The sequence below is a fragment of the Aquabacterium commune genome (assembly GCF_004362855.1).
Lineage (GTDB): Bacteria > Pseudomonadota > Gammaproteobacteria > Burkholderiales > Burkholderiaceae_C > Aquabacterium > Aquabacterium commune.
The window spans coordinates 119,896-134,049 of sequence record NZ_SNXW01000004.1 but is presented as its reverse complement, the minus strand read 5'-3'; the positions used below and the strand labels follow the sequence as shown (position 1 = coordinate 134,049).

Genomic DNA, 14,154 nt, shown 5'->3' with positions numbered 1-14,154 from the left:
GTATGACCCCGGCTTGCCATGAGGGGGAACGCCAACATGGCGCGAAAAGTGAATGTCTCAGGCATGGTTTACCCGAGGCTCAAAAATTGGCAATCAACGTTGTCAAATAATGGGCGCGAGAAACTGTCCCGTTCTGACACAACCCGCCCGGCCATGCCCAAAAGAAAACCCGCCGGGGTGAGCGGCGGGTTTTCAGAGGGTGCTCGAGCCAGCCCTTATATAAGACCGTTGAACATTCTCCGCCCAGGGTATGGCGACAGAGAATGTCAGCGCTTCAGTTGCGCTGCGAGAGCTGGTCCAGGATGGCCGGATTCTCCAGCGTCGAGGTGTCCTGGGTGACGTCCTCGCCCTTGGCCACCACGCGCAGCAGGCGGCGCATGATCTTGCCGGAGCGCGTCTTGGGCAGGTTGTCACCGAAGCGGATGTCCTTCGGTTTGGCGATCGGGCCGATCTCCTGGCCGACGTGGTTGCGCAGCTCGTTGGCGATCTGCTTGGCCTCATCGCCTTCCGGACGCGGACGCTTGAGCACCACGAAAGCACAGATGGCCTCGCCGGTGAGGTCGTCGGGGCGGCCCACCACGGCGGCTTCGGCCACCAGGGGGTGCGAGACCAGCGCCGATTCGATCTCCATCGTGCCCATGCGGTGGCCCGACACGTTCAGCACGTCGTCGATGCGGCCGGTGATGGTGAAGTAGCCGGTGTTGACGTCGCGGATGGCGCCGTCGCCCGCCAGGTAGTACTTGCCGCCGAAGTCGGGCGGGTAGTAGGACTTCTGGAAGCGCTCCGGGTCGCCCCAGATGGTGCGGATCATGGACGGCCAGGGCTTGCGCACGACCAGCAGGCCGCCTTGGCCCCAGGGCACTTCCTTGCCGGTTTCGTCCACGATGGCCGCGTCGATGCCCGGGAAGGGCAGCGTGCAGGAACCAGGGGTCAGGGCATGGGCACCGGGCAGCGGCGTGATCATGTGGCCGCCGGTTTCGGTCTGCCAGAAGGTGTCCACGATGGGGCACTTGCCGCCCCCGATTTCGCGGTGGTACCACTCCCAGGCGGCCGGGTTGATGGGCTCGCCCACCGTGCCCAGCAGGCGCAGGCTGCTCAGGTCGAAGTTGCGCGGGTGCACCTTGGCATCGGACTCGGCGGCCTTGATCAGGGCGCGGATGGCCGTGGGCGCGGTGTAGAAAATCGACACCTTGTGGGCCTCGATCATGCGCCAGAAGCGGGCGGCGTCCGGGTAGGTGGGCACGCCTTCGAACACCAACTGGGTGCCGCCGTTGGCCAGCGGGCCGTAGGCCACGTAGGTGTGGCCCGTGACCCAGCCGATGTCGGCCGTGCACCAGAAGACGTCATCGGGCTTGTAGTCGAAGGTCCACTTCATGGTCACGGCCGCGTGCAGCAGGTAGCCGCCCGTGCTGTGCTGTACGCCCTTGGGCTTGCCGGTGGAGCCCGAGGTGTAGAGCAGGAACAGGGGGTGCTCGGCACTGACCCACTCCGGGGCGCAGACGTCGGACTGGGCTGCCGTCAACTCGTGCATCCACAGGTCGCGGCCGGCCTGGAAGGCCACCTTGCCGCCCGTGCGCTGGAACACGATGACCTGGCGGATGCTGTCGCAGCCACCCAGGGTCAGGGCTTCGTCCACGATGGCCTTGAGCGGCAGGGTCTTGCCACCGCGCACTTGCTCGTCGGCGGTGATGACCATGACGGCGCCGGCATCTTCGATGCGGTCGCGCAGGCTCTGGGCCGAGAAGCCGCCGAACACCACCGAGTGGGTCGCACCGATGCGGGCGCAGGCCTGCATGGCGACCACGCCCTCGACGGACATGGGCAAATACAGCACGACGCGGTCGCCCTTCTTCACGCCCTGCGCTTTCAGGGCGTTGGCCAGGCGACTCACGCGGGACAGCAGTTCCTTGTAGGAGACGTGGCTGACCTGGCCGTCGTCGGCTTCGAAGATGATGGCGGTCTTGTCGCCCAGCCCGGCCTCGATCTGGCGGTCCAGGCAGTTGTAGGATGCGTTCAGCAGGCCATCCTCGAACCATTTGTAGAACGGCGCCTGGCGCTCGTCGAGCGTTTGGGTGAACGGTTGGTGCCAGCTGAGGAATTCGCGCGCCAGGCGGCCCCAATAAGCGGTGTGGTCGTGCTGGGCCTCCTGGCACAGCTTGTCATACGCTTCACGGCTGCCGATGTGTGCGGACTGCGCAAAAGCGGCTGGGACGGGGTAGAGGGTGGAAGTTTGTGCGGTTTGTTGGGTGCCAGACATGGCCATGCTCCTGAAAACCAGCGCTTGTGACGCCAGCGGGTCTAACTGGCAAGGTGATCACATCATGCATGGAGACCCTGCCAACCCAAGACCATGCTCCCATCTCTACAATTTGTTGCTACGGACTATCCCGAACCCACCATGACCAACCTCAAGAAACCCTCCAAACCCACCGCGCTGTCGAATTTCATCTTTGCCAGCAGATGGCTGCAATTGCCGCTGTATCTCGGCCTGATCCTCGCGCAGGCGGTGTATGTCTTTCATTTCTGGGTCGAATTGGTTCACCTGGTGGAAGCCGCCTTCGGCAACCCGGACGCCTTGCGCGCCATTTTTGAAGCGTCCGGGCAACAAAGCGACCACCCGCCGACCCACCTGACGGAAACCACCATCATGCTGGTCGTGCTGGGCTTGATCGACGTGGTGATGATCTCCAACCTGCTGATCATGGTGATCGTGGGCGGCTACGAGACCTTCGTGTCGCGCATGGGCCTGGACGGCCACCCTGACCAACCGGAATGGCTGGACCAGGTCAATGCCTCGGTGCTCAAGGTCAAGCTGGGCACGGCCATCATCGGCATCTCGTCCATCCACCTGCTCAAGACCTTCATCAACGCGGAGAACTACTCCGACAAGGCCCTGATCGCGCAAACGGTGATCCACATCGCCTTCCTGCTCTCGGCCATGGCGATTGCCTACACCGACCGCCTGATCCACCCGCCGCACGCCCCCAGCGACCAAGACAAGCCACACTGAGCCCGCACAGGCATACACTCGCACCCGTCCCGCAACCTACCCGCTTGCCCACCATGACGACCATCCGCCACGACGACCTCGTCGAATCCGTCGCCGCTGCCCTGCAGTACATCAGCTACTACCACCCGGCCGATTACATCGCCCACCTGGCCCGCGCCTACGAGCGCGAAGAGTCGCCCGCGGCCAAGGACGCCATCGCGCAGATCCTGACCAACTCGCGCATGTGCGCCGAGGGCCACCGTCCCATCTGCCAGGACACCGGCATCGTCAACGTCTTCCTGAAGATCGGGATGGGCGTGAAGTGGGAAGGCTTTGGCAACAAGAGCATCCAGGAAGCCGTGGACGAAGGCGTGCGCCGCGGCTACAACAACCCCGACAACAAGCTGCGCGCCTCGGTGCTCTCCGACCCGATCTTCGAGCGCAAGAACACCAAGGACAACACGCCCGCCGTGGTCTTCATGGAGCTGGTGCCCGGCGACAAGGTGGACGTGACCGTCGCGGCCAAGGGCGGTGGCTCGGAGAACAAGTCCAAGGTCCATATGCTCAACCCGTCCGACAACATCGTGGACTGGGTGCTGAAAACCGTGCCGACCATGGGCGCGGGCTGGTGCCCGCCCGGCATGCTGGGCATTGGCGTCGGTGGCACGGCCGAGAAAGCCGCCCTGCTGGCCAAGGAATCGTTGATGGACGACATCGACATGTACGAGCTGCTGGAGCGCGGCCCGCAGAACAAGCTCGAAGAGATGCGCATCGAGCTGTACGAGAAGGTCAACGCCTTGGGCATCGGCGCGCAAGGCCTGGGCGGCCTGACCACCGTGCTGGACGTCAAGATCAAGACCTGGCCCACGCACGCCGCCTCCAAGCCCATCGCCATGATCCCGAACTGCGCGGCCACCCGCCACGCCCACTTCGTGATGGACGGCTCCGGCCCCGTCTTCCTCGACCCGCCGAGCCTGGACCTGTGGCCCGACGTGCATTGGGCGCCCGACTACAACAAGTCCAAGCGCGTGGACCTGAACACGCTGACCAAGGCCGAAGTCGCCAGCTGGAAGCCGGGCCAGACCCTGCTGCTCAACGGCAAGATGCTGACCGGCCGCGACGCCGCACACAAGCGCATCCAGGACATGCTGGCCAAGGGTGAGAAGCTGCCCGTGGACTTCACCAACCGCGTCATCTACTACGTCGGCCCGGTGGACCCGGTGCGCGACGAGGTGGTCGGCCCGGCTGGCCCCACCACCGCCACCCGCATGGACAAGTTCACCGACATGATGCTGGAGCAGACCGGCCTGATCTCCATGATCGGCAAGGCCGAGCGCGGCCCCGTCGCCATCGAGTCCATCAAGAAGCACAAGTCGGCCTACCTGATGGCCGTGGGCGGCTCGGCTTACCTGGTCTCCAAGGCCATCAAGGGCGCCAAGGTCGTGGGCTTCGAGGACCTCGGCATGGAAGCCATCTACGAGTTCGACGTGGTGGACATGCCGGTGACCGTGGCCGTCGATTCGGGCGGCACCAGCGCCCACATCGAAGGGCCGAAGCTGTGGCAGGCCAAGATCGGCAAGATCCCCGTGAACGTGGCCTGAAACCCAGGAACACCGAGCTCCCCCAGCGCCCCGCGCGACCCAGAGCCCCGCCCCGTGCGGGGCTTTTTCATGGGCGCGCCGCCACGGCATAGGGATGGCAGCCCCGGCCCGTCTGACGTACCTTTTGGCACCTTGTCAGCCCACGGGAGAGCCTCCATGAACACCCCCAACCTGCCGGTCACGGCCGCAGACTTCCTCCACCACATCCAGGACCTGAACGCCAGCGTCCAAGCGCTGCAGGCCAACACCTACAGCGACCTGATCGACGCCGATGGCCACCAGTACATCGACCTGGTGATGGAGGGCGGCGGCACCCTGGGCCTGGCCCTGCTGGGCTACCTGCACGTGCTGGAATCGGCCGGCCTGCGCTTCATCGGCATCGGCGGCACCTCGGCGGGGGCCATCTCGGCGATTGCCCTGGCCGCGGCCAACACCCCGGCCCGCACGCGCGTGGACACCCTCATCGCGGCCCTGGCGAACATGCCGATGGCCGAGTTCGTCGATGGCCGCAAGGACGGCGACACCGACGCCATGGAGGCCCTGCAAGCCTGGCTCGATGGCGATGCCAGCACCTTCCGCAAGGTCTGGAAAACCACCCAGGTGCTCGACAACCTCAGCGAGATCCACGCGCTCAACCGCGGCGTGGTCTTCCAACGCTGGATGGACAGCCTGCTGCGCGGCATGAACCAGGGTCAGCCCATGACCGTCAAGGGCCTGCGCGAGCGCATGAACGCCCTGCCCCCACTGCGCGTGCGCGACAGCGTGGACCCCGAAGACTTCCGCAGCCTGCCCAAAGACGCCCCCCTGTGGGAGGACATCAAGGGCGTTCGGCACTACCTGGTGCGCAAACAGCGCGACCAACTCTGTGTGGTGACGGCCGACATCTCCACCGAAACCAAGGTGCACCTGCCTCAGATGGCCGAGCTGTACTGGCCCCAGCCCGACGAGGTGAACGTGGCCGACTTCGCGCGCGCCTCGATGTCCATCCCCGGCTTTTTCGCCACTTTCCAGCTGCCCTCGCTGCCAGCCGACGATGCCACGCGCGCGCTGTGGCAACAGCACACCACCTGGCCCGATCGCTGCTACAGCGGCAACTTCCTGCCCAAGACCCACCACTTCGTGGACGGCGGCGTGCTGTCGAACTTCCCCATCGATGCCTTCCACAACACCAGCCGCGTGCCGCTGCGCCCCACCCTGGGTGTGAAGCTGCAATGGGACGAACACAACATCGAGATCAAGGGCCTGCCCAGCGTGATCGGCGGCGCCTTCAACACCGCCCGTCATGCCATGGACAACGAGTTCATCAAGCACAACCCGGACTACAAGCGCCTGGTGGGCTACATCGACACGGGCAAGATCAGCTGGCTGGACTTCGGCATGGCCCGCGACACCAAGCTGGCGCTGTTCCGGCTGGGCGCGGAGTCGGCCATCGACTTCCTGAAGAACTTCGACTGGGAAGACTACAAGCGCGTGCGGCGCACCCTGGTCGAGGCTTTCGCTGACCGCGCCTGAGGCCCGAAGCCTGAGCCCTGAGGACGGGTCGGACGGGTCGGGGGCGCCGCGGCCCTAAGATGGCGGCCCATGAAGAACCCCCACTTCGACCCGTCCCGCCACCACCACCGCCCCGACGGCTTCCAGAACACCTACACCTCGTTCCGGGGCAAGAAGTGGCACGAGATCCTGCGCTGGCGCTGGCAAGCCTGGCGCGCTGGCCACCCCCGGGCCCTCACCGAGCCCATTCCCGTGGTGGCGCCTGAGCTGGCCTTCATCCACGCCAACGCCCAGGCCGGCCTGGCCATGCAGCCTGCGGCCACCTGGATCGGGCACATCACGGTGCTGGCGCAGATCGGCGGGCTCAACATCCTCACCGACCCGGTGTTCTCGGAGCGCTGCTTCCCCGTGCAGTGGGCCGGCCCCAAGCGCCACACGCCGCCCGGCTTGACGCTGGCGCAGCTGCCGCGCATCGACGTGGTGCTGCTGTCGCACAACCACTACGACCACCTCGACGAAGGCTCGATGCGCGCGCTGGCCCGCCAGCCCGGCGGCATGCCGCTGGTGATCTGTCCGCTGGGCCACAAGGCCTGGTTCGCGCGGCGCGGCATGCACCGCGTCACCGAGCTGGACTGGTGGGACACCCACGTGCTGGACGCCAACAGCCTGCGCCCCGGCCACGCCCGCATCCCCTTGACACTCACGCCCGCCCAGCACTGGTCGGCCCGCACGGCCACCGACGCGCTGCGCAGCCTGTGGGGCGGCTTCGCGGTGCTGTCGCCCGACTGCCACCTGTTTTTCGCGGGCGACACGGCCTATTCGAAAGACTTTGCCGACATCCGCCGGCACTTCGGGCGCGAGCACACGCCCGCGCTTGGCGGCGGCTTCGACCTCGCCCTGCTGCCCATTGGCGCTTACGAGCCGCGCTGGTTCATGAAAGACCAGCACTGCAACCCCGAGGAGTCGGTGCAGATCTTCCAGGACCTGGGCTGCCAACGCGCCCTGTCGGTCCACTGGGGCACCTTCCAGCTCACCGACGAAGCGCTGGACGAGCCACCGCGGGCGCTGGCCAAGGCCTTGGCCGCTGCACAGATCCCCGCAGAGCGCTTCGCCGTGCTGGCGGTTGGGGAGACGATGCGGGTGGCGCGGCGCGCATTGCCACCATCGGCGTTTTGGACGGGCGACGCAAGGGCGGCCTCAAGTTTTGGGTGACCTTCTCGGAGTTTCAATCCACGCCCGCCATCACTGACGGGCGACGCCGACAAGGCCGCGTCCACGCCATTGAAGACCACGTTTCAATCCACGCCCGCCATCACTGACGGGCGACGCATCGGATGGGTGCGGCGACGGGGATGAGGAAACCGTTTCAATCCACGCCCGCCATCACTGACGGGCGACGCTCGGGCAACTTGTCTTTGTGAATCGGGATGCCGTGTTTCAATCCACGCCCGCCATCACTGACGGGCGACGCTTGGCCGCTTCGTCCACCTCGCGTTCCTGGCGGAAGTTTCAATCCACGCCCGCCATCACTGACGGGCGACGCCTGGTTTGGCCCCATGGTTGGCCCCATGGCTGCAAGTTTCAATCCACGCCCGCCATCACTGACGGGCGACGCGGGGTGTTCTCGCGGACCAACTTTGCCCACGCCGGTTTCAATCCACGCCCGCCATCACTGACGGGCGACGCTCCAGAGCCCGATGTACGAAACCCAAGCTCATAAGTTTCAATCCACGCCCGCCATCACTGACGGGCGACGCCCTGGCAGGAGCGCCAGCAGCTGATCAAGCACATGTTTCAATCCACGCCCGCCATCACTGACGGGCGACGCGCGAGCGCATGGCCGATGGCCCTGTGGGCTACGTGTTTCAATCCACGCCCGCCATCACTGACGGGCGACGCCAGTGACCTGGCAAGAGACGGTCGAGGCGATCGAGTTTCAATCCACGCCCGCCATCACTGACGGGCGACGCCTCCATGATCCAAGCATGGGCAAGCGAGGCAGAAGTTTCAATCCACGCCCGCCATCACTGACGGGCGACGCGGCGCCTGATCAACCTGCAAAGACTGCGACTGCGAGTTTCAATCCACGCCCGCCATCACTGACGGGCGACGCTTCAGCAGCCGGGTGCCGGCCGGGATCGTTGCGCGGTTTCAATCCACGCCCGCCATCACTGACGGGCGACGCGGCCGAAGCGACCTCGTGCATCTGGCAGCACGATGTTTCAATCCACGCCCGCCATCACTGACGGGCGACGCCGCCGATGGTGTTGACCAGCTTGGCCTCGGCAATGTTTCAATCCACGCCCGCCATCACTGACGGGCGACGCCCACTGCCTGACATGCCCAAAGGCCCAGTCAAGGGTTTCAATCCACGCCCGCCATCACTGACGGGCGACGCGTGAGCCCACGCCGGACCACTGCACCATCGTGTCGTTTCAATCCACGCCCGCCATCACTGACGGGCGACGCGGTGCGCCAACATAGCCGCCACAATCGGCGCCGTGTTTCAATCCACGCCCGCCATCACTGACGGGCGACGCGTTCCAGCTGGTGCGCACCCTGGGCGGCTTTGTTGTTTCAATCCACGCCCGCCATCACTGACGGGCGACGCCCTCAGGAGGCAATGCGCCGATCCCGAATGCCGAGTTTCAATCCACGCCCGCCATCACTGACGGGCGACGCCGGCCGAGCAGGACCGTGCGCACCGCGACCTGGTGTTTCAATCCACGCCCGCCATCACTGACGGGCGACGCGACCCTGGGCCGGTACCTGCCCACCATGACCGTGGTTTCAATCCACGCCCGCCATCACTGACGGGCGACGCCAGCGCGCGCGTCTTTGCCACCCCAAGCCAGGCTGTTTCAATCCACGCCCGCCATCACTGACGGGCGACGCTCGCCCTCTACATCCAGGCCGAATCAGCCATCCTGTTTCAATCCACGCCCGCCATCACTGACGGGCGACGCCCAGCAGGTTGGTGAAGTCGCTGGTGCTGTGCGTGTTTCAATCCACGCCCGCCATCACTGACGGGCGACGCCCGACTCGGCGTTGAGCTGCGCCACCTTGGCTTCGTTTCAATCCACGCCCGCCATCACTGACGGGCGACGCGGGCAATCTCGCCTTCAGCAATAGGCCTGAACTTGTTTCAATCCACGCCCGCCATCACTGACGGGCGACGCAGCCGCTGGTCACTTCCAGCACGTCGCCGTTGCTGTTTCAATCCACGCCCGCCATCACTGACGGGCGACGCGGCCTGGTGCTGGCCAGCGACGCGGCCAACGACAAGTTTCAATCCACGCCCGCCATCACTGACGGGCGACGCAGCACAACGCAGCCATGGCCGAGTTCTTCGAGAAGTTTCAATCCACGCCCGCCATCACTGACGGGCGACGCCAACGACAAGGTGCGCACGCTGTCAGCCGGCTGGTTTCAATCCACGCCCGCCATCACTGACGGGCGACGCCGCCTGAGCCGATCGCTCACGTCGAAGACTGGCCGTTTCAATCCACGCCCGCCATCACTGACGGGCGACGCGGACAGCGCGGCGCGGATTGAACTCGATGAACCGGTTTCAATCCACGCCCGCCATCACTGACGGGCGACGCCCTGCGTCGGGGTCTTCCCGAGGGCCTTGTGACGTTTCAATCCACGCCCGCCATCACTGACGGGCGACGCCGCTTCTGGCTCGGGGTGAGAACTCCATTCTGCAGTTTCAATCCACGCCCGCCATCACTGACGGGCGACGCGCTTGCGGCGCACCTTCTTCTCGCGCACCAGGCGGTTTCAATCCACGCCCGCCATCACTGACGGGCGACGCTCGTGGGCACCGACAACTGGGTGTAGTTGCGGTTGTTTCAATCCACGCCCGCCATCACTGACGGGCGACGCTTCCGCCTTTCTGAGGCCGACAAGGTCAGCATCCTGTTTCAATCCACGCCCGCCATCACTGACGGGCGACGCGCCAGCGTGTCGTCGGTGCTGCCGTCCTTGGTCTGGTTTCAATCCACGCCCGCCATCACTGACGGGCGACGCTCTTCGGAGGCGGGCGGGGCCTCGTCGCCAATCGGTTTCAATCCACGCCCGCCATCACTGACGGGCGACGCCCAGATCCTCGGGGCAACCGGGTTCATCCCGCTGTTTCAATCCACGCCCGCCATCACTGACGGGCGACGCCCTTCGGCCAAATCTGCGTGATCGGCTGGGCACTGTTTCAATCCACGCCCGCCATCACTGACGGGCGACGCGCCATCTTGGTGTAGCCAACCCGTGCCGACTTGATGTTTCAATCCACGCCCGCCATCACTGACGGGCGACGCCGCTGGTGCTGGGCTTCGTCGTGCTGAGGGCCTGTTTCAATCCACGCCCGCCATCACTGACGGGCGACGCCAAAGCCCTGGACACACGTTCGGCCCGTTCGCTGGTTTCAATCCACGCCCGCCATCACTGACGGGCGACGCACGTCCAGCAGGATCACGCCTTGGGCGGTGCGGTGTTTCAATCCACGCCCGCCATCACTGACGGGCGACGCTCATCGCCGATCTTGACGCAAAGACGGCTGCACTGTTTCAATCCACGCCCGCCATCACTGACGGGCGACGCCCAAGTTCGCCGAGTCGAAGGCGGTGGCCGAGCTGTTTCAATCCACGCCCGCCATCACTGACGGGCGACGCTGCGGGGATGGGGATGAGGACGAACAGGAGCAGTGTTTCAATCCACGCCCGCCATCACTGACGGGCGACGCGCAGGCGCTCGCATTGGCGGGGGTCGTAGCTCACGTTTCAATCCACGCCCGCCATCACTGACGGGCGACGCCTCGGATGGGTGCGGGGATGGGGATGAGGAAACCGGTTTCAATCCACGCCCGCCATCACTGACGGGCGACGCCTCCCTGGCGATCTCCTGAGGGGTCACCTCAGAGGGGTTTCAATCCACGCCCGCCATCACTGACGGGCGACGCCATGGTCTGGGATGACCTCGAAGCACAAGAACTGTTTCAATCCACGCCCGCCATCACTGACGGGCGACGCGAGGAAGACTTCGCCGTCTGGTGGGCCTTCGAGAAGTTTCAATCCACGCCCGCCATCACTGACGGGCGACGCGCGTATGCCCGTTGCCGCGAGTTGCTTGCTCAAGGTTTCAATCCACGCCCGCCATCACTGACGGGCGACGCCTTGCCTCGACTGACTGCCTCGACTGCTGCTGAGGCGTTTCAATCCACGCCCGCCATCACTGACGGGCGACGCGCGAGCCCACCAGCTTGGCGAAGGCGCCAGCCTGGTTTCAATCCACGCCCGCCATCACTGACGGGCGACGCGCTTGACCGGCTGAACGAGTACGCCCACACCTTGGTTTCAATCCACGCCCGCCATCACTGACGGGCGACGCCTCACTGGTTTGATCTGCCGCCCGAGCTGGCGGAGTTTCAATCCACGCCCGCCATCACTGACGGGCGACGCGACCGCTGCGAGTAGATGCCGCACTGGTCAGCGGTTTCAATCCACGCCCGCCATCACTGACGGGCGACGCTGGCGTACTCGGCCACGACGTACACAAACCCGCTGTTTCAATCCACGCCCGCCATCACTGACGGGCGACGCCGCCATTGCGCCCGTCTTCCGGCACTCCAAAGACGTTTCAATCCACGCCCGCCATCACTGACGGGCGACGCCGTGGGCACTTCGCACACTGAGCGACCAAGGCAAGTTTCAATCCACGCCCGCCATCACTGACGGGCGACGCCTGGTGTGGCCCACCATGAAGGGCGGCACACCGAAGTTTCAATCCACGCCCGCCATCACTGACGGGCGACGCGCCTTCTCCGCCTGTTTTTAGCTCGCGCGTTGATGGTTTCAATCCACGCCCGCCATCACTGACGGGCGACGCGGCAGCAAGTGCAATCTGCGGATGCGACAGGTGGGTTTCAATCCACGCCCGCCATCACTGACGGGCGACGCCGGCCCACAGCGTGACCTCACCCGGACGGAACTTGTTTCAATCCACGCCCGCCATCACTGACGGGCGACGCCCTGCCGCCCACGGCTTCAGCAACGGCGACGTGCTGGTTTCAATCCACGCCCGCCATCACTGACGGGCGACGCCAAGTGGAGCGATGACTACGCCCTGTGGCGCAAAGTTTCAATCCACGCCCGCCATCACTGACGGGCGACGCTATCGCCATCCCATCCAAGGATCACCCATGACCGTTTCAATCCACGCCCGCCATCACTGACGGGCGACGCCGTGTTGCCAGGCAGTGCCGAGCGCCGGTTCTTCCGTTTCAATCCACGCCCGCCATCACTGACGGGCGACGCCGGGCCGCACGCGGCCGTCCTCGATGGCAGCCAAGTTTCAATCCACGCCCGCCATCACTGACGGGCGACGCATGCCTGGGGCCGTCGCATGGCCGCGTGGATGTGGTTTCAATCCACGCCCGCCATCACTGACGGGCGACGCGACGCGTTCAGCGTAGGGACAGTATCGCAAGTCTTGTTTCAATCCACGCCCGCCATCACTGACGGGCGACGCGGCGATGCCCTGGATCGACCCCATCCGCGAGGCCGTTTCAATCCACGCCCGCCATCACTGACGGGCGACGCCAGCAGACCCTGATCCAGCAGCACCTGCTCAACAAGTTTCAATCCACGCCCGCCATCACTGACGGGCGACGCCGCGGTCCTGCTTCTTCAGCGACTTGTCGGTCTTGTTTCAATCCACGCCCGCCATCACTGACGGGCGACGCTCCGGTGGCCAACATGATCCGCATCACGACGGATGTTTCAATCCACGCCCGCCATCACTGACGGGCGACGCCGGCCGTGTACGCGGGCCGCAACGCGGTGTTCCTGTTTCAATCCACGCCCGCCATCACTGACGGGCGACGCCCTGGTTCGCTGGCTTCTTCAAGGCGGTTGGCGAGTTTCAATCCACGCCCGCCATCACTGACGGGCGACGCTGCGGGCCTTGCCCGACAGGTGCGCCACCTGGAGTTTCAATCCACGCCCGCCATCACTGACGGGCGACGCCCATAACAGCGCCGCCCTTTCAGGGCTTCGGCCTTGTTTCAATCCACGCCCGCCATCACTGACGGGCGACGCCGGCAGGCAGCGCCTCACCAGCCACCGAGCCGTAGTTTCAATCCACGCCCGCCATCACTGACGGGCGACGCGCGTGGCCGTGGGCGTCAAGCTGTACAAGTGGCTGTTTCAATCCACGCCCGCCATCACTGACGGGCGACGCCGTGTGTCGGGCTCTGCAGGCAGGTGCCCGAATGGTTTCAATCCACGCCCGCCATCACTGACGGGCGACGCCGACGGCTCCAAGACCGACAAGACCAGCACCAAGGTTTCAATCCACGCCCGCCATCACTGACGGGCGACGCTCGCTGACACGTTCGAAAGCATCGTGATTTTCTGGTTTCAATCCACGCCCGCCATCACTGACGGGCGACGCAGCGGGTCTGCCCACAGCAGCAAGCGGCCGAAGGCGTTTCAATCCACGCCCGCCATCACTGACGGGCGACGCCTTCTTCCCAGGTCTCACCCAGCGTGGTGTTGACGTTTCAATCCACGCCCGCCATCACTGACGGGCGACGCCATTGCCTTGGCCAAACGGGCGGGGTGCAAAGCAGTTTCAATCCACGCCCGCCATCACTGACGGGCGACGCCCATGACGTGCTGGAGCTGCGCGCACAGCGTGATGTTTCAATCCACGCCCGCCATCACTGACGGGCGACGCCCATGTGCAACTGCAACAAAACAACTGAAACCATGTTTCAATCCACGCCCGCCATCACTGACGGGCGACGCCGTACTTCCATTGCAACCAGCGGCACCCAAACGAGGTTTCAATCCACGCCCGCCATCACTGACGGGCGACGCATGCCAGCGGCGACGCTGCGCAGCATGTAGCGCATGTTTCAATCCACGCCCGCCATCACTGACGGGCGACGCCTGACGTTCGCCGCAGTCCGGGCACGGCACCCAGTTTCAATCCACGCCCGCCATCACTGACGGGCGACGCCTTGGTGAGCTCTGCGACCCAGACATACCGGCAGGTTTCAATCCACGCCCGCCA

5 protein-coding genes and 1 CRISPR repeat array (1 of these 6 only partly in view) are annotated in these 14,154 nt (G+C 65.2%); of the genes, 4 read left to right on the top strand and 1 reads right to left on the bottom strand.

Going from position 1 to position 14,154, the window contains the following annotated elements:
- Positions 1-274: 274 nt before the first annotated feature.
- Positions 275-2,257: an acetate--CoA ligase gene (gene acs / locus EV672_RS08995; protein ID WP_133608439.1), complete on the bottom strand. Its 1,983-nt coding sequence runs from the start codon at positions 2,255-2,257 to the stop codon at positions 275-277.
- Positions 2,258-2,398: 141 nt separating this feature from the next.
- On the opposite strand from acs, the gene EV672_RS08990 reads away from it, so the two are divergent.
- From EV672_RS08990 to EV672_RS19010, 4 genes are all read left to right on the top strand, one after another.
- Positions 2,399-3,010: a YqhA family protein gene (locus EV672_RS08990; RefSeq protein ID WP_133608437.1), complete on the top strand. Its 612-nt coding sequence runs from the start codon at positions 2,399-2,401 to the stop codon at positions 3,008-3,010.
- A gap of 53 nt (positions 3,011-3,063) precedes the next feature.
- Positions 3,064-4,590: a fumarate hydratase gene (locus EV672_RS08985; RefSeq protein ID WP_133608435.1), complete on the top strand. Its 1,527-nt coding sequence runs from the start codon at positions 3,064-3,066 to the stop codon at positions 4,588-4,590.
- 156 nt (positions 4,591-4,746) lie between these two features.
- Entirely contained in the window at positions 4,747-6,102 is a 1,356-nt protein-coding gene (locus EV672_RS08980) for a patatin-like phospholipase family protein (protein ID WP_166643513.1), read from the top strand.
- A gap of 69 nt (positions 6,103-6,171) precedes the next feature.
- Positions 6,172-7,293, top strand: coding sequence for an MBL fold metallo-hydrolase (locus tag EV672_RS19010; protein WP_424923134.1), 1,122 nt, complete (start codon positions 6,172-6,174; stop codon positions 7,291-7,293).
- A gap of 10 nt (positions 7,294-7,303) precedes the next feature.
- Positions 7,304-14,154: direct repeats of the CRISPR family, unit length 37 nt; unit sequence GTTTCAATCCACGCCCGCCATCACTGACGGGCGACGC; it runs 1,295 nt beyond the window's last position.